Origin of the sequence: Delftia sp. S65 (assembly GCF_016516495.1) — a bacterium.
Lineage (GTDB): Bacteria > Pseudomonadota > Gammaproteobacteria > Burkholderiales > Burkholderiaceae_C > Comamonas > Comamonas acidovorans.
In genome coordinates this window covers 1-15,492 of the sequence record NZ_JACVUR010000019.1, presented here as the reverse complement: position 1 = coordinate 15,492, position 15,492 = coordinate 1, and the positions used below count along the sequence as shown (strand labels likewise).

The window sequence follows — 15,492 nt, the reverse complement described above, 5'->3', positions numbered from 1 at the left end:
CCGCAGGCGAAGGAAGAGCCGGTCCGGCTCAGGGCAGCACGCGCACCGGACCCGCCAGCTGGCTGCGCTGCAGCCACTGCGTCACCGATTCCACGGTCACGGTCTCTATGCGGCTGGCATAGCGCTTGTCGTTGGGATGGTCGTCGAAGGCGATGTTGGCAGCCGTCACGCGCCCGCCCAGCCGCGACAGCGCGCGAATCACCAGCACGCCGGGCTCGTAGCCCTTGAACTGCAGCCAGGCCTGGGCCTGCTCGCGCCGCTGCACCGTGGCCGGCTCCATGGCGGCGGCCAGGGTTTCGGTGGCCCACTGGTTGGACTGCTGGTAGCGCTGGCCCCAGGCATAGCTGACCATGCTGTAGGGCTCGTGCTGCAGGCGCAGCACGGTCTGGGGCTGGGTCAGAAAGGTCCACAGCGCCTGCTGCACGGCGGGCGTGGGCACCTGAACGCCGGCCTCGTAGCGCCACAGGTCGTCCAGGAAAAACTCGCCCAGGCCCTGGCGGTAGACATGGCCGCCGGCCGTGCCGCATTCGTTGAGCTTGTGCGCCACGCGCCAGGGGCCCTCGGGGGTCCTGTAGGCCCAGCCATAGTGGGAATAGTGCAGGTCGTACTTGCTCAGGTCCTGGCCCACGCGCGCCAGCAGCACGACGCGGGTGCCGTTCTTCGCATATTCGGCATCCAGCGCCTGGGATGTGCGCTGGGCCAGGTCCAGCCCCTTTTGCAGGGACTGGGGGGTGAGGGGCTTGTCCTCGCAGCTGCGCCCTGCATGGGCCGTGCCCAGCGCGGCGGCCAGCAGCAGCACCAGGCAGGCGGAACGGGCCACAGCGGAAGGGAAAAGAGGCGGTTTCATGGCAGACATCACAGGCGTTCGTTGTGCAGCAGGGCCTTGCCCATCTCGTTGGGAATGAAGGCCAGCACCTTGCCGGCCGCCGAGATGACAACGCCTGCGCCGATCACGCTGCAGGTCAGCACCGTGCCCACGGCATAGGCCGAGGCGGAGGCGCCCCGCCCCACCACTTCCACGCTGGCCTGGGCGCCATCGGAGGCACGCTCGAGCAGATAGACCGTGCCCGTGGCCGAGGCCTGCACCGCCTTCACGGTCAGCACCGCGCCGCCCACCGACAGCGCGGCCGGCAAGGCCACCACGGCGCCAGCGGCCGTCGAAGCCACCGAAGCCGTACCCACCACGGAGGCCACGGGCAGCATGGACAGCGCCACGGAGGCCTCGCTTTGCGCATGGGCAGGCGCCATGGCCAGGGCTGCGCACAGCGCACCAGCGGCCAGCAGGGCACGCGGCAGGCGCGCGAAAACGGATTGGTTGACCATCATTGCTTGGACTCCTGGAAATGCGGGGAAGGGGTGGACATCACTCGGCGTCGGCCGGTTGCGCGGCCTCGCGACGGCCATGCATGCGGGCCTGCGCCAGGTCGGCCTCGTGGCGGTCACGCAGCATCTTGGCCAGCGTGAAGGCGGTGGTGATGAGGTAGAGCCAGCTCACGCCCAGGAAGGCCTTGTAGGTCACGTTGATGTCCATGCTCACCAGCCCCCAGCCGGTCAGCGCCATGGACACGGCAAAGCCGCCCCAGACCACCAGCTTCCACATGGGCGTGTCGCCTGCGCCGCTGCGGCCGCCCTCGTTGTCCCGCACGAACTTGGCCAGCACGAAGGCGGCCGAGAGGCAGAACACATAGCCCATCACCATGAAGGCCTGCTCCAGCTGCTCGCCGGGCAGCCATGCCAGGCCGATGGCGCACAGCGAGACCGCAATGCCGAACGACACCCACACCTGCAGTTGCCAGGCCCGGGTATCACGCTGAACGACGATGGGAGAAGAGGACATTTGCCGCGGTGCCCCTCAAGGGCATTGGTTGAACACGGGACGCATGGTGCCCAGACGTAACTTGCGTGTCTGCATTCAACCGTAACAGTGGCCAGACACAGGCCATCGAGTATCTTCAAACGGTACTTTTCAAGTTTTTGACTGTTGTTTACGCCCCAAAAAGTTCCTGCATGTGACACCAGCACACAGACCATCGGGCACGGCACCTGGGCGACAGGAACCCTGCGGCGCGCCACAGACAATGCGCCCACCCCGGCTGCAGTGCAGCGGGCAATCGCACGTTCGCCACGCTGATTGATGGAGATCTCCCATGACCAAACTCTTTGACCTCGTCGTCCACGGCGCCACCGGCTTCACGGGCCGGCTGGTGGTGGAGTACCTGCTCAGGCGCTACCCCGCAGGCAGCGGCCTGCGCTGGGCCATGGGCGGGCGCAATGCCGCCAAGCTAGCGGCCGTGCGCGACGAGCTGGGCGCGCCCGCCGATACCCCGCTGGTGGTGACCGACACCGGCAATCCCGCAAGCCTGCAGGCGCTGATGGAGCAGACCCGCCTGGTGCTGACCACGGTCGGCCCCTACCAGCTCTACGGAAACGAACTCGTGGCCGCCTGCGCCAGCGCCGGCGTGGACTATGTGGACCTGTGCGGCGAGCCAGCGTGGATGCGCCAGATGATCGATGCACACGAGGCCGCAGCCCGGGCCAGCGGCGCGCGCATCGTGTTCTCCTGCGGCTTCGATTCCATTCCCTTCGACCTGGGCGTGTTCATGCTGCAGCGAGAGATGCAGGCCCGCTTCGGCCAGCCCGCCCAGCGCGTGCGGGGCCGGGTGCGCAAGATGAAGGGCACGTTCTCGGGCGGCACGGCGGCCAGCCTCAAGGCCACCATGGCGGCGGCGGCCGCCCAGCCGGGCGTGCTGGAGCTGCTGCGCAATCCGTTCTCGCTCACGCCGGGCTTCGAGGGCCCGCGCCAACCGTCCGGCAGCAAGCCCATGGTGGACGAGGTGCTGGGCCTGTGGGTGGCGCCCTTCGTGATGGCGGCCATCAACACGCGCAACGTGCACCGCTCCAACTTTCTGCTGGGCCATGCCTATGGCGCCGACTTTGTCTACGACGAGATGATGGTCACAGGTGCGGGCGAAAAGGGCGAGGCCCTGGCCAACGCCGTGGCGGCCGACAAGTCGCTGGGCGCGGACGACGGCCCCAAGCCTGGCGAGGGGCCGTCGCGCGAAGAGCGTGAATCGGGCTTCTACGACGTGCTGTTCATCGGCACCGACACGGCCGGCCACAGCCTGCGCGTGGGCGTCAAGGGCGACCGCGATCCGGGCTACGGCTCCACGTCCAAGATGATCACCGAGGCCGCCGTCTGCCTGCTGCAGGACGCCCCGGACACGCCCGGCGGCATCTGGACCACGGCGCCTGCCATGGGCAACGCGCTCATCTCCAGGCTCAAGGCCAATGCCGGCCTGAGCTTCACGGTAGAGGAACAGAACCCCTCTTAAGCCGCCAGCAGTCGCAGCACGCGCTCGCGCAGCAGCGCGGGCTGCACCTCGGCCTGGGCCATGGGCTGGCCCACGTTCAGGCCCACGCGGTTGAACAGGCCACGGCGGAAGGGCCGGACCATGGCGCCGCCCTGCTCGATGCGGCTGAAGTACGAGCCCCAGAGATTGGTCAGCGCCATGGGGACCACGGGCACCTGCAGGCCATCGGCCTGGGCGCGCTCGATGATCTTCATGATGCCGCCCCGGAACTCCTGCAACTGCCCGTCGCGCGTGATGCCGCCCTCGGGGAAGATGGCCAGCAGATCACCCTCGCGCAGCACCTGGGCGGCGCGCTCGAACGCAGCCTCGTAGGTGGCGGGATCTTCCTTCTGGGGCGCGACCGGAATGGCCTTGGCCAGGCGGAACAGCCAGCCCAGCACGGGCACGCGGAAGATGCGGTGGTCCATCAGAAAGTAGATGGGCCGGGGGCTGGCGGCCATGAGCAGCACGGCATCGACAAAGCTCACATGGTTGCAGGCCAGGATGGCCGCGCCGGTGGCCGGAATGTGCTCGTCGCCCTGCACCTTGAAGCGGTACACGAAGCGCGAGGCCACCCAGGCCACGAAGCGCAGCAGGTACTCGGGCACCAGCAAGAAGATGTAGGCCGCCACCACGGCATTGGCAATGCCCGTGATCAGGAATACCTGGGGAATGCTGAAGCCCGCCGCCAGCAGCGCGCCGGCCAGCACGCTGGAGGCGATCATGAACAGCGCGTTGAGGATGTTGTTGGCAGCGATGATGCGCGCGCGGTGCGTGGGCTGGCTGCGCATCTGGATCAGCGCGTACATGGGCACGCTGTAGATGCCGGCCGACAGGGCCAGCATGCCCAGGTCGGCCATCACACGCCAGTGCGCGGGCTGGGCAAAGAAGGCGCCCACGCCCATCAGCTCGGAAGCCGGCAGCGCGCGCGAGGCAAAGAACAGGTCCACGGCGAACACGCTCATGCCGATGGCGCCCAGCGGCACCAGGCCGATCTCCACATGGCGGCGGCTGAACACCTCGCACAGCAGCGAGCCCGTGCCGATACCCACAGAGAACACCACCAGCAGCAGCGAGGCCACATGCTCGTCGCCATGCAGCACCTCCTTGGCAAAGCTGGGGAACTGGGCCAGGAACACGGCGCCGAAGAACCACATCCAGCTGATGCCCAGCAGCGAGCGGAACACGGCGGGCTGCTCGCGGGCCAGCTGCAGGTTGCGCCAGGTTTCGGTGAAGGGGTTCCAGTTGATGACCAGGTGCGGGTCGGTGGCCGGTGCATTGGGGATGAACTGCGCAAAGATCCGCCCGATCACCGCCAGCGCCAGGCAGGCCACGGCCACCTGCATATGGCCCACCTCGGGCACGGCCACCAGCAGGCCGCCTGCCACGTTGCCCAGCAAGATGGCCACGAAGGTGCCCATCTCCACCATGCCGTTGCCGCCCGTCAGCTCGCGCTCGCTGAGCACCTGGGGCAGGTAGGCGAATTTCACGGGGCCGAACAGCGTGGAGTGCAGGCCCATCAGGAAGACGCAGCCCAGCAGCAGCGGCACATTGGCCTGGATGAAGCCCCAGGCGGCCAGCGCCATGATGGCGATCTCCAGGTTCTTGACCAGGCGGAACATGCGGGTCTTGTCCCACTTGTCCGTCAGCTGGCCCGAGGTGGCCGAGAACAGCAGGAACGGCAGGATGAACAGCGCCCCGATCACCAGCCCCGCCATGGCCGAAGGCAGCCAGGAGACGCTGAGCTGGTAGGTCACCATCACGGTGAGCGCGAACTTGAACAGGTTGTCGTTGGCCGCCCCCGAGAACTGCGTCCAGAAGAACGGCGCAAAGCGCCGCTGGCCCAGCAGGGCGAACTGGTTGGGGTGCTCGTGCGCGGCCGATGGCACGGCGCCGGCCGTTGCGGTGGGGGCAGACGGGCTGCCGGTCTCTTGCTGGAACATCTTGTCTTCCCTCAACGGTTGGTGGCGCCGCCGTGGCCGCACGCATCGGCGCACATTGTGCCCGTACTGGCCATGCGCGCCGTGCCGGCCGCACGCAGCGCGGCGATCACGGGCAGGGCGGCGGCCGCCGCCACCACATGCTTGAGGCTGTGGCCGGACACCAGCCCGGCCGTGGCCTCGAAGACGGCCGCATCGCCCCACTCCAGCAGCTTGGCCGCGCCATACCAGGCAATCACCACGCCCAGGCGCAGCGCCAGCGCGCCATGGCGCGGCGCCACGCAGGCCAGGCCCAGCACCGCCAGCATGCCGCCGCCCTGCACCAGCGCCCAGGGCAGCAGGTTGCCGCCGTGCAGCCAGACCAGCACCGAGGCCACGGCGGCGACCAGCATGGCCACCGCGGCGCGCACGGCCACGCGGTCGGCAATGCGCGATTGCAGCGCCAGCCCCAGCATGCCGGCAAAGGCCATGGACATGCCCAGCCGGTCGCCAGCCAGGGTGGCATCGTGGGGTGCCCAGTGGTAGACGGACGAACCTATGGCCGAACATGCCAGCCCCGTGAAGAACAGCGCGGCCAGCCAGCGCAGGGCCGGCGCCAGCGCCTGGCTGCGCCGGTCCAGCAGCAGGCGCGCGCCCGCCACGGCGGCCCAGGCAAAGCCCAGGTTGCTGAGCACATCCAGCGCATGGGGCAGCGCCCCCCAGGCGCGCTGGTCGGCAAACGCGTGAAAGTCCTGCGGCTGCGGCACGGCGGGGCCAAGCCAGGCGGCCAGCAGCAGCAGGGCAGCGCCCCAGTACAGCGCGCGCAGGGCGGCGGCCGGTGAAATCGATACGGATGGCATGTGTTGCTCCTCGTGAAAAGTGAGGCGGAGTGTGGCGAGCCATCGGCCCTTTCAGCATCGTTTTTCTGCACCCACCGCGCAAACCAGCACCTCGGGTATCGATAATCGCTACCCATGAGCACCACTGCCGACCTCGTCATCGCCCTCAAGAAGGAACTCAAGGCCGCCCAGATGACCTATGCCGACCTGGCGCGCGCCCTGGGCATGGCCGAGTCCAGCGTCAAGCGCATGCTGGCCAAGGGCGACATGCCGCTGTCGCGCATCGATGCCATCTGCCGCGCGCTGAGCCTGGACTTCGCCGACCTGGCGCGCCGCGTGGCCGACAGCCAGCCGCTGCTGCAGGAGATGACGCCCGAGCAGGAGAACGCCGTGGTCGCCGACCGCAAGCTGCTGCTGATGGCCATCTGCGTGCTCAGCCAATGGACGCTGGAGCAGATCGTAGCCACCTACCGCATGACCGAGGCCGAAGGCATCCGCTACCTGGCCCAGCTGGACCGCATCGGCATCATCGAGCTGCGCCCCGGCAACCGCTACCGGCTGCGCCTGGCCAAGACCTTCCGCTGGCGCGCGCGCGGGCCGGTGATGGAGTACTTCCGCGAGAACGCCGTGCTCGACTATTTCGGCGGCGGCTTCGACCAGCCCGGTGAGGGCATGCTGATGGTGCACGGCTCCATCGGCCGGCATCTGGCGCCCAGCTTCGTGGAACGCATACAGCGGCTGGCCCATGACTTTTCCCAGCAGCACCTGCAGGACCAGCGCCTGCCGCCGGGCCAGCGCGAGGGCTACACCCTGGTGCTGGCCATGCGCAGCTGGGAATTCACGGCGTTCACGGCGCTCCGAAGAGGCACTGTCTGACGGCGGCTGCAGGACGGCAGCCTGCGCTGCAGCGCCTGGCAACAAGGCTTCACCAAGGCGATACACAAGATTGCAAGACTTCGCGGCGCGGCAACCCGGGATTGACGATGGACCTGCAACATGCAGTCATGGATTCCTTTCACCAGGACTCTAGCCCGATGAACCAAGGACAAGGAGCCGCCATGATTTCCCTTCGCACACCGCTGATCGCCGCCACCCTGGCCATGGCCGGATGGGCAGGCACCGCGCAGGCCCAGGCCAACGTGACCTATGCGGCGCCGGGCGCCGCCATCTCGGTCCAGTTCGGCGCCCCGCCTCCCATGCGCTACGAGGCGGTTCCTGCACCGCGCCGCGGCTACGTCTGGGCACCCGGCTACTGGCGCCCGCAGGGCCACCGCCATGCCTGGGTGGCCGGCCACTGGGTCAAGGCGCGTCCCGGCTATGTGTACCGCCAGCCCGTGTGGTCGCAGCAGGGTGGCCGCTGGGGCTACGCACCCGGCCGCTGGGACCGTGACCGCGACGGCGTGCCGGACCGCCATGACCGCCGCCCCAACAACCCCTACCGCCATTGATGGACGCTTGCGCCCGGCATGAAGCCCGCCCCATCGGCGGGCTTTTTGCTGAGCGCTGCGGCCATGCCCACACTGGCTTCATACCAACATATGCATATAAAAGTGGCTCATTAAGTTCTCAGGAAAATATGGGAATTGATTCACCGGATTTCCCTGCACACCATGCGCCCCTCGTTTTTCCGCTCCTGGATTCCCGCCGCCGCCGCGGCCCTGGCCGTCTTCGGCTCCACCGCAGCGGTGGCAGCCGATTCGGCGGCTTCGTGGCCGCACCAGCCCGTGACCATGATCCTGGGCTTCCCGGCAGGCTCGGGCGTGGACGTGATCGCGCGCGGCGTGCAGGAGCCGCTGTCCCAGCGCCTGGGCCAGCCCCTGATCATTGACTACAAGTCGGGAGCGGCCGGCAACATCGCCAGCGAGATCGTGGCGCGCGCCAAGCCGGACGGCTACACGCTGGCCTTCGGCACGGCCGCCACGCACGGCAGCAATGCCGCGCTGTACAAGAAGCTGCCCTTCGATGTGGAAACCGACTTCGTGCCGGTGGCGCCGCTGATCGATGTGTCCAACGTGCTGACCATCAATCCCAACGTGATCAACGTCAAGAACCTCAAGGAGTTCGTGGACGAGATCAAGGCCAACCCCGGCAAGTACAACTACGCCTCCACGGGCAACGGCGCGGGCACGCACATGGCCTTTGCCGAGTTCAATGCGCGCCTGGGCCTGAACATGGTCCACGTGCCCTACAAGGGCGGCCCCGAGGCCATCACCTCGGTGCTGCGCGGCGAGACCTGCTGCATCATGAACCAGGTCCAGACCGTGCTGCCCCACTACAAGAGCGGCAAGGTGCGCCTGCTGGGCGTGACCACGGCCAAGCCCGTGGAAGTCATCAAGGAAGTGCCCACCATCGCCTCCAGCGGCCTGACGGGCACCAAGGGCTTCGACAGCTCGATCTGGTTCGGCATCTTCGCACCCAAGGGCACGGACCCGGCCATCGTGGCCAAGCTCAGCCAGGCCGTGCGCGAGGTGCTGGAGCTGCCCGAGGTGCGTGCGCGCTTCGAGTCCCAGGGCAATGCCATCCGCATCGAAACGCCCGAGCAGTTCAAGAAAACCGTGCACAACGACCGCCTGAAGTGGGCACAGGTGGTCAAAGACGCGAAAATCAGCATCGATTGATGCCGCGCGCGCCCGCAGGCCCTGCCCCGCTGGCGCGCCTTTCCTCGTGAGTTCCTGGTGAGTCTATGTCCCTGACCGAACCGGCAGCCCCGGCCCCTGCGGGCCTGGCTGCCCTTGAAGAACGCCTGCGCGACGACCTCGTCGCCCTGGGCTGGCCTGCCAAGGCCTGGATTCCTCCCTCCACCCGCGACGGCCAGCCCGTGCACGATGTCCTGGTCATCGGCGCCGGCCAGGCCGGCCTGGCCCTGTCGGCAGCGCTGTCCCAGCTGGGCATCGCGGCCGTTTTGCTGGACAAGGCCCCGCTGGACTTCGAAGGCCCCTGGGCCACGACGGCGCGCATGGAAACCCTGCGCTCGCCCAAGGAGCTGACCGGCCCCGCGCTGGGCCTGCCCTCGCTGACCTTCCGCGCCTGGTTCATCGCCCAATGGGGCCGCGAAGCCTGGGCCGCGCTGGACAAGATCCCGCGCCTGCAGTGGATGGACTACCTGCGCTGGTACCGCCGCGTGATGCGCTGCGACGTGCGCAACGGCCACCAGGTCACCGCCATCCGCCCGCAGGCCGACGGCACGGTCGAGGTCGATGTGACGGCCGATGGCGCCTCGCGCACCTGGCTGGCGCGCCGCGTGGTGCTGGCCACGGGCCGCGACGGCCTGGGCGGCCCGCAGATCCCCGCCTTCATGCAGGGCGTGGACCGCAGCCGCTGGGCGCACTCCTCCGACGTGCTCAACTACAGCCGCCTGGCCGGCCTGCACGTGGGCGTGGTGGGTGCGGGCTCCTCGGCGATGGACAGTGCCGCCACCGCGCTGGAGAACGGCGCCGCCAGCGTGGACCTGCTGGTGCGCCGCAGCGACCTGCCACGCATCAACAAATCCAAGGGCTCGGGCACGCCCGGCCTCACGCACGGCCAGTTCCTGCTGCCCGACGCCTGGAAATGGCGCATACGCCACTACATCAACGTCCAGCAGGTGCCACCTCCGCACGGCAGCACGCTGCGCGTCTCGCGCCATGCCAATGCCCACTTCAACCTGGGCTGCGCCGTGCAGAAGGTGGAGCAGGACGGAGACCGGCTGCGCGTGGACACGCCGCGCGGCGTGTTCGTGCTGGACTTCCTGATCGTCTCCACCGGCTTTGCCATCGACTGGCGCCAGCGCCCCGAGTTCGCCGACCTGGCGCCCCATGTGCGCATCTGGAGCGACCGCTTCGTGCCCGAGGTGGGTGCCGAGGACCAGGAACTGTCGGACTCGCCCGACCTGGGCCCGCTGTTCGAGTTCCAGGAAAAGACGCCCGGCGCCCTGCCCGGCCTGGACCATGTGCACTGCTTTTGCTATCCGGCCGCGCTGTCGCACGGCACGGTGTCGGGTGATATCCCCGCCATCAGCGACGGCGCGCGCAAGCTGGCCCAGGGCCTGGCCTCGCTGTTCTACCGCGAGGACCTGGAACACCACTACGCCCAGCTGCAGTCCTATTCCGAGCCCGAGCTCGACGGCAGCGAATGGACGCCCGCCGACCCCGAAGCCCGCGTGCGGGCCCTGGCAGACAAGACCTGAGATACCCATGACCACCGCCAACGACACCATCGACCGCCTGGCCGGCCTGACCGACCTGTCCCCCGTTTTCGCCACGCGCCGCCAGCGCGACAAGGTAGCCATTGCCACCCAGGCCTGCGAGGACCTGCTGCTGGGCGACGGCCTGGCCGACAGCCTGTCCCGCGCCGAGCGCCTGGTGCTGGCCAGCGAGCAATGCCGCGTCAGCGGCGTGCAGGCCCTGGCCGATGAATACCGCCAGCGTGCCGAGTCCCTGGGCGATGCCCTGACGCCCGCGCTGCGCACCGTGCTGGCCCAGCCCGGCGCCCAGACCGGCAATGCGCGCCTGGATGCGGCCCTGCACTTCGTGCGCACCCTGGCCCTGCACCCCGCCGAAAGCGACCGCGCCGCCCTGCTGGCCATGCCCGAGTCCGGCCTGTCCATCGACGACACCGTGCTGGTGGCCCAGCTGGTGGGTTTCATCGCCTACCAATTGCGCCTGTTCGCGGGCGTGCAGGCCATGGACGCGCTGGGCGGCCAGGCCAGCGCACCGGCTGCCGAAGCCGCCGCCGCACCCTTCGTGCACCCCGCCAACCTGCCGCCACCGGGCGAGCCGCTGCGCCGCAACGGCTACACCAGCGAAACGCTGGACTGGACGTCCTGGCTGCCCGTGCTCGACCCCGCCACGGCCACGGCCGAGCAGCAGGCCGTGCTGGACCTGAGCCACCCCAAGGCGCGCACGTCGGACTTCTACCTGCTGCTGGCCCGCCAGCCGCGCGTGCTGTCGGAGCGCTCGCAGGCCTTCAACGCCATCATGTATGCACCCGGCGGCCTGTCGCGCGCCGAGCGCGAGGTGGCGGCCACGGCCGTCTCGCGCTCCAACGGTTGCGTGTACTGCGCATCGGTCCACGCCCAGCGCTTCGAGCAGCTGGCCAAGCGCAACGATGTCATGGCCCAGATGTTCGATGACCCGGACACGGCCGGCACCAATGCGCGCGAACGCGCCATCATCCAGTCCTCGCTGGCCCTGACGCGCGCACCGGGCAGCTTTGGCGCAGCCCAGCTGCAGCCGCTGCGCGATGCCGGCCTCACCGACCAGGAAATCCTGGACATGCTGCATTCGGCCGCGCTGTTCGGCTGGGCGAACCGGTTGATGCTCAATCTCGGGAAAGAGAAGTACATCACCCCCTGAGGCGCTTACGCGCCTTCCCCCCGTGGCACGGCGCCTCTCTACCCGCTTCGCGGGGAGGGGGACGACACCCTCGGTGCGGGGCGGCGCGGCCGGCGTAGGCCCTTCCTCGGTGTCCCTGACTTGGGCCGCGCCGGTTTTTATGCGCTGTGCCTTGAGACGCGGCGCTTCACCTCAGTACACATCCCTGCGGTAACGGCCTTCGACGATCAGGTCTTCGACGGCGGTAGCGCCCAGGATGTCGGCCAGCGCGGCATCAACGCCTGCGGCCATGCCGTCGGCGCTGCCGCAGACGTAGAGCACGGCGCCGTCGGCGATCCAGTCGCGCAAGGGTTCGGCGGCTTCGCGCAGGGCGTCCTGCACGTAGCGGCGCCGGGCCTGGTCGCGGGAGTAGATGAAGTCGGCGCGCTGCAGCTTGCCTGCGGCCAGCCAGCCGGAGACCTCGGCCTCACAGTACCCGTCATGGGCCCGCTGGCGTTCGCCGAACAGCAGCCAGTTGCGGTGGCGGCCTGCGTGCATGCGCGCCAGCAGGTGGCCGCGCAGGCCGGCATAGCCGGAGCCGTTGCCGATGAAGATGGCCGGCGCATCGGGCTCGGCATCTGCCTCTTCACGCGGCTCGAAGGCGCGGTTTTCCACCAGTCTCATGGCCACGGATGTGCCCTGGACCGCATGCGCCGTCAGCCAGCCCGACGCCACGCCCAGGCCGCCGTCATGGCGTGCCTGGCGCACCACCAGCCGCACATGGCCGTCCTGCGGCAGCGAGGCGACCGAGTAGCTGCGCGGCAGCAGGGGCCGCAGCGCATCGGCCACGGCCTGGGGCGCGGTGCCGGGGGCGATATCGCCCGGGGCCGGCAGCACGCTGGCGGCCAGCGCCTCACCCAGCGTGCAGCTCTGCTGGCGCCATTGCACGGGGGCCGAGCCGTCGCATTCCTGGGCGGCCAACCAAGCCTGCACGGTGGCTGCGCCATGGCGTGGCAGCACCTCGGCCAGCGCACCAGCCCGCCACAGCGGGGCCACGCCTTCGGGCGGCGACAGTTCCAGCATGTAGAGACCGGCGCCCTGGCTGCCCGCATTGCACAGGCTGCGCCCCTGCAGCGGCCATGCGGCAAAGGCCGTGGCATCGGCCAGCGGGCCTGCAGCGGACACAGGCAGCGCATCCGATGCAGGCGGCAAGGCCCCGAAATGCCCAGCCAGCGCCTGCTGCCAGGCATTCCAGGCCTGGGGTTGCTCGCCATCCATCTCGATCAGCGGAAACACGGGCTGCGCGCCCAGGCGGCGCAGCTGGTGGTCCAGCGCATGGCCAAAGCCGCAGAAGGCCGCGTACTGCCTGTCACCCAACGCCAGCAGGCCATATTGCAGGTGCGGAAGGGCCGAGCCCGAGGCCGCGCCCAGCAGGCGGGCAAAGCGGCGCGCGGCATCAGGCGGGTCACCTTCGCCGAAAGTGCTGGCCACGAAGAGCACGCGCCGGTGGTGGCGCAGTTGCTCGGCATCCAGCGCCGCCACGGATTGCAGGCTGGCCGCCATGCCTGCGCCGCGCAGCGCGGCCACGGTGGCCACGGCCAGGCGCTCGGCGCGGCCAGCCTGGCTGGCAAAGGCGACCAGCACGGTGTCCTGGCCCGCAGGCGTGCACGGTGGCGGCTCCTTCATCAGCGCCTGGCGCTCCTTGGCCAGTGCGCGCGCCTTGCGGCGGCGGTCCAGGTAGAGCATCCAGCCCGTGATGGCGAACAGGGGCATGATCAGCGAGGCCAGCGCCATGAAGATGCGCCCCGGCATGCCGAAATAGGTGCCCATGTGCAGCGGGTAGATGGCACCCACGGCGCGGCGGCCCGTGGGCAGGTCGGCATAGCGCTCGTCGCGCTGCACGGCGCCGTCGGGCAGCAGGGCCATCTGGTTGCGCGCGCGCTCATGGGAGGCTTCGGCATCCAGCCAGCTGATCTGCAGGGGCTGGCCCGCGCGCTCGGGCAGGCGCAGCTGGGCGAACTGCCAGCCATGGGCGATGCGCTCGAAGGCGGCCCAGCCGGGCGCGATGTCGATGGGCTGCTGCGCGCCAGCCGGCTCAGGCCGGCCGCCACCGGGTTTCGAGGACGGCGCCGCGGGAGCGGCCACGCGCGGCGGCACGCCGGCCCAGCCATCCACCGTGCTGCGCACCACGCCAAAGGCCCAGTACATGCCGGTGCAGGTGAACACCACATAGGCCACCAGGGCCCAGGTGCCCGCCACCGAGTGCAGGCCCCAGAGGAAGGAGCGGCCCTTGAGCGCCGGATCGAAGGTCAGCCAGGTGCGCCATGACAGCGGCCGGCGCGGCCAGCGCAGGTACAACCCCGACAGCGACAGCATCAGCAGCAGGCCGGCCAGCGTGCCCGTGATGGGCTTGCCGTCATCGCGCGACAGCAGCAGCCAGCGGTGCAGGCGCTCCACCCATTCGAAAAACTCCGTGCCGTGCTGCTCAGGCAGCTGCGCGCCCGTGTAGGGATCGACAAAGACCGTCTGGCCCCGGCGCTGGCCGGCCGGCGGCTTGAAGGCCACCTGGGCCGAGCGGCCGGGCTCGGCAAAGACGGTGATGCGCTGGACCACGCGCTGCTCGCCGGCCTCGCGCAGCGCCTGCGCAATCTGCGGCGGCGCCAGCGGCGCGGCATCGCGCGCGGGCACGGAGGCAGTGCCGGGATTCATCCATCCCAGGATTTCCTCGTGGAACGAGAACACCGCGCCCGACAGCCCGATGACGATGAGCACCGTACCGGCCGTAATGCCGACGAACCAGTGCAACTGGAACCAGATTTTCTTGAAAGTCATGGGGAGCAGGCGAGCAGGCGACGTCGGTCGGAAATCCATTGCGGTGCGCAACGGAACATCAGGACAGAACGGTGCATGGAAGGCAGGCGGGCAGAGATGAAAGTGCGCGGCACCTGTGCATCGGCCCCGGGCGGCGTTGGCCGGGACTTGTCGACGGAAGGCGCCAATCAGCGAGAAATTCTAAATTGTTCTCATTTACGGCGTGTTGCACGCGCGATAGGCCCGCAAGGCGGCCTGGGGTTACGGGCAGGCTTGAGCCGCCGGGATGCAACGCCTGCGCCCAATGGAAATCGCCTGCCGAAACTGGTTCGGCAGGCGATGGTTCAGCTCCTCTTCAACCGTGTGTCAACCGCGTCTGCGGCGCAGATTCCACAGGCCTGCAGCCAGCATCAGCAGCATGGCCATGGCGAGCATGCGCGGTTCGAGCGCAGGAATCGGCGTGGCATCCGGTGCCGCACCCACACGCGCCGGACCGCTGGGATCCACGATCACGCCATTGGCTGCGCGATCATCATCACCCTGGCCGCCATCGGTGACCACCACCGAGGTCGTATTGCCCGACACCACCGCACCCGGAGGCTGATACCAGGAGTCCGCCGCCCCTGCGGACGCTGGACCGAACTTCCAGTACGCCATGCCGGTCACCGGACCCGGCCAGGTGACGCTGACCGTGATCGAGCTGCTGGCCGTACAGCCCCGGGCCACGAAGTGCACATTGCCGTACGGGAAGCTCAACTGGCCCGGCGCACCCGCCGCAGCCGCGACGAAGGACGACTGCGACACATCGAACCCGCAGCCCGCGCCACCACCGCTCAAGGTCGCCGTGGCGTTGCCTGCCCCGGTGGCTGTCGGACCCGTGAAGGTCGTTCCGAGCACGTTGAGCGAAGTCGTTGTGGCAGGTCCGGTATTGCCATTGCCAGGATTGGTCTGGGTCGCGCTGATCGTGTGCAGACCCGGCGTCGGCAAGCCGCCGCCTGGCGTGCAGCTCCACGTCTGATCGGCCGCGACGATTGCCGTACACAGCGTCGTCGAGCCATCCTTCACCGTGATCGTGTAGCCCGGCGTGCCGGTGCCGGAAATCTGCGGATAGCCTCCCACCGTGGTCGGCGAAACCGTCAGCGTCGGAGCCACCGGCACCTGCGTGCTGGGAGTGACCGGCGTTGCTGGTGTCGATGCACAGTTCACAGTGCAACCTGCCGTCGGATTGACCGGGCTGATGCCACCCGACGGATCGTAGGAAGCCGTGTTCGTGCTCGAACCC

General features: G+C 69.1%; 13 protein-coding genes. 6 read left to right on the top strand and 7 right to left on the bottom strand.

Going from position 1 to position 15,492, the window contains the following annotated elements:
- Positions 1-28: 28 nt before the first annotated feature.
- The 3 genes from IAE24_RS16395 to IAE24_RS16385 are packed head-to-tail and all read right to left on the bottom strand — an operon-like array spanning position 29 to position 1,837.
- Positions 29-847, bottom strand: a complete 819-nt coding sequence (locus IAE24_RS16395) for a DUF2145 domain-containing protein (RefSeq protein ID WP_199962012.1) — start codon at positions 845-847, stop codon at positions 29-31.
- An 8-nt stretch (positions 848-855) separates the two neighbouring features.
- Complete coding sequence (locus tag IAE24_RS16390; RefSeq protein ID WP_013800299.1) at positions 856-1,326, bottom strand: hypothetical protein; 471 nt, start codon at positions 1,324-1,326, stop codon at positions 856-858.
- A 37-nt stretch (positions 1,327-1,363) separates the two neighbouring features.
- Entirely contained in the window at positions 1,364-1,837 is a 474-nt protein-coding gene (locus IAE24_RS16385; protein WP_012202471.1) for a YiaA/YiaB family inner membrane protein, read from the bottom strand.
- A 310-nt stretch (positions 1,838-2,147) separates the two neighbouring features.
- Between IAE24_RS16385 and IAE24_RS16380 the strand changes: the two genes are divergently transcribed.
- On the top strand, positions 2,148-3,332 hold the full coding sequence (locus IAE24_RS16380) for a saccharopine dehydrogenase family protein (RefSeq protein WP_199962010.1): 1,185 nt from the start codon (positions 2,148-2,150) through the stop codon (positions 3,330-3,332).
- Here the strand turns inward: IAE24_RS16380 and IAE24_RS16375 are convergent.
- Both IAE24_RS16375 and IAE24_RS16370 read right to left on the bottom strand, forming a co-directional pair.
- Entirely contained in the window at positions 3,329-5,293 is a 1,965-nt protein-coding gene (locus IAE24_RS16375; protein WP_199962008.1) for an MFS transporter, read from the bottom strand. The genes IAE24_RS16380 and IAE24_RS16375 overlap by 4 nt on opposite strands.
- Before the next feature lie 11 nt (positions 5,294-5,304).
- Complete coding sequence (locus IAE24_RS16370; RefSeq protein ID WP_071953756.1) at positions 5,305-6,129, bottom strand: hypothetical protein; 825 nt, start codon at positions 6,127-6,129, stop codon at positions 5,305-5,307.
- Between the two features lie 114 nt (positions 6,130-6,243).
- Between IAE24_RS16370 and IAE24_RS16365 the strand changes: the two genes are divergently transcribed.
- The 5 genes from IAE24_RS16365 (at position 6,244) to IAE24_RS16345 (ending at position 11,441) form a co-directional block, all read left to right on the top strand.
- Positions 6,244-6,984 (top strand): helix-turn-helix domain-containing protein, encoded by a 741-nt coding sequence (locus IAE24_RS16365; RefSeq protein ID WP_012202467.1) that lies wholly within the window; start codon positions 6,244-6,246, stop codon positions 6,982-6,984.
- 182 nt (positions 6,985-7,166) lie between these two features.
- Positions 7,167-7,556, top strand: coding sequence for a YXWGXW repeat-containing protein (locus IAE24_RS16360; protein WP_199962006.1), 390 nt, complete (start codon positions 7,167-7,169; stop codon positions 7,554-7,556).
- Positions 7,557-7,718: 162 nt separating this feature from the next.
- Positions 7,719-8,726: a Bug family tripartite tricarboxylate transporter substrate binding protein gene (locus IAE24_RS16355; RefSeq protein ID WP_034368821.1), complete on the top strand. Its 1,008-nt coding sequence runs from the start codon at positions 7,719-7,721 to the stop codon at positions 8,724-8,726.
- A gap of 65 nt (positions 8,727-8,791) precedes the next feature.
- Positions 8,792-10,273: a SidA/IucD/PvdA family monooxygenase gene (locus tag IAE24_RS16350; protein ID WP_199962005.1), complete on the top strand. Its 1,482-nt coding sequence runs from the start codon at positions 8,792-8,794 to the stop codon at positions 10,271-10,273.
- A gap of 7 nt (positions 10,274-10,280) precedes the next feature.
- The gene (locus IAE24_RS16345; RefSeq protein WP_099732442.1) at positions 10,281-11,441 is read left to right on the top strand and encodes a CMD domain-containing protein; all 1,161 of its coding nucleotides are present in this window, start codon (positions 10,281-10,283) and stop codon (positions 11,439-11,441) included.
- A gap of 171 nt (positions 11,442-11,612) precedes the next feature.
- Here IAE24_RS16345 and IAE24_RS16340 read toward each other — a convergent pair whose 3' ends face one another.
- Together IAE24_RS16340 and IAE24_RS16335 are read right to left on the bottom strand one after the other, a co-directional pair.
- Positions 11,613-14,231, bottom strand: coding sequence for a PepSY domain-containing protein (locus IAE24_RS16340; protein WP_199962004.1), 2,619 nt, complete (start codon positions 14,229-14,231; stop codon positions 11,613-11,615).
- Positions 14,232-14,576: 345 nt separating this feature from the next.
- On the bottom strand, positions 14,577-15,492 hold a 916-nt coding region (locus IAE24_RS16335), incomplete at its 5' end, for a choice-of-anchor U domain-containing protein (protein ID WP_325100540.1).